Annotated in this window: 9 tRNA genes and 1 rRNA gene; all 10 read left to right on the top strand. The window is 47.2% G+C overall.

Annotated elements, in window-relative coordinates:
- Nucleotides 1-88, top strand: a 5S ribosomal RNA gene (gene rrf, locus BR30_RS35150); the annotation flags it as partial.
- 39 nt (nucleotides 89-127) lie between these two features.
- Nucleotides 128-202: transfer RNA gene (locus tag BR30_RS0106705), tRNA-Glu, on the top strand.
- Nucleotides 203-241: 39 nt separating this feature from the next.
- A tRNA-Val gene (locus BR30_RS0106700) sits at nucleotides 242-317 on the top strand.
- 32 nt (nucleotides 318-349) lie between these two features.
- Nucleotides 350-425 (top strand) — tRNA-Thr (locus BR30_RS0106695).
- 10 nt (nucleotides 426-435) lie between these two features.
- A tRNA-Lys gene (locus BR30_RS0106690) sits at nucleotides 436-508 on the top strand.
- 16 nt (nucleotides 509-524) lie between these two features.
- A tRNA-Gly gene (locus BR30_RS0106685) sits at nucleotides 525-599 on the top strand.
- 6 nt (nucleotides 600-605) lie between these two features.
- Nucleotides 606-694, top strand: a tRNA-Leu gene (locus BR30_RS0106680).
- 22 nt (nucleotides 695-716) lie between these two features.
- Nucleotides 717-790, top strand: a tRNA-Arg gene (locus BR30_RS0106675).
- A gap of 6 nt (nucleotides 791-796) precedes the next feature.
- Nucleotides 797-873 (top strand) — tRNA-Pro (locus tag BR30_RS0106670).
- 16 nt (nucleotides 874-889) lie between these two features.
- Nucleotides 890-962: transfer RNA gene (locus tag BR30_RS0106665), tRNA-Ala, on the top strand.
- The last annotated feature ends 310 nt before the right edge of the window (nucleotides 963-1,272 follow it).

Here is a 1,272-nt window from a genome sequence, read left to right as displayed (position 1 = left end):
CGTTCCCATACCGAACACGGAAGTTAAGCTTCTCAGCGCCGATGGTAGTTGGGACACGCGTCCCTGTGAGAGTAGGACGTTGCCAGGCTAGCCCTATTGGGTTATTTTTTTCGTCAAAATTTAATCTGGCCCCTTGGTCAAGTGGTTAAGACACCTCCCTTTCACGGAGGTAACACGGGTTCGAATCCCGTAGGGGTCACCAAAGTTTTTTCAAGCAAGTGAAAATAACTTTCATTATTTCGGAGGATTAGCTCAGCTGGGAGAGCATCTGCCTTACAAGCAGAGGGTCGGCGGTTCGATCCCGTCATCCTCCACCATATTTTATATTAATATTTTTTTCAAACTTTACGCCGGGGTAGCTCAATTGGTAGAGCAACTGACTTGTAATCAGTAGGTTGGGGGTTCAAGTCCTCTCGCCGGCACCATTTTTTGTTTGAGCCATTAGCTCAGTTGGTAGAGCATCTGACTTTTAATCAGAGGGTCGAAGGTTCGAGTCCTTCATGGCTCACTTTTAAAATTAATTCGCGGAAGTAGTTCAGTGGTAGAACACCACCTTGCCAAGGTGGGGGTCGCGGGTTCGAATCCCGTCTTCCGCTCCAACATACGCCGGGGTGGCGGAACTGGCAGACGCACAGGACTTAAAATCCTGCGGTAGGTGACTACCGTACCGGTTCGATTCCGGTCCTCGGCACCATTTAAGTGAATTAAATTCATTTGCGCCCTTAGCTCAGCTGGATAGAGTGTTTGACTACGAATCAAAAGGTCGGGAGTTCGAATCTCTCAGGGCGCATTTTTACGGGAAGTAGCTCAGCTTGGTAGAGCACTTGGTTTGGGACCAAGGGGTCGCAGGTTCGAATCCTGTCTTCCCGACCATTCTTTATTTTAATACGGGGTCTTAGCTCAGCTGGGAGAGCGCCTGCTTTGCACGCAGGAGGTCAGGGGTTCGATCCCCCTAGACTCCACTTATTCGGAGGAATACCCAAGTTTGGCTGAAGGGATCGGTCTTGAAAACCGACAGGCGGGTCATACCGCGCCACTGCTGAAAAAATATTAATTATGATATTGACACAATATTAACACTCTGTTAATATTGAAAAGTCGCACAAGCGGCAAAGATATTGTTCTTTGAAAACTAAACAAACAAGACGTGAAACAAACAATAAATTTTAGTTTCAGTAATGAAACTAAGCCAACGTAACAAATGAGCTAATCAACTTTCTTGGAGAGTTTGATCCTGGCTCAGGACGAACGCTGGCGGCGTGCCTAATACAT

It is taken from the genome of Bacillus sp. UNC41MFS5, from assembly GCF_000686805.1.
This window is presented reverse-complemented; position numbering and strand designations above follow the sequence as displayed.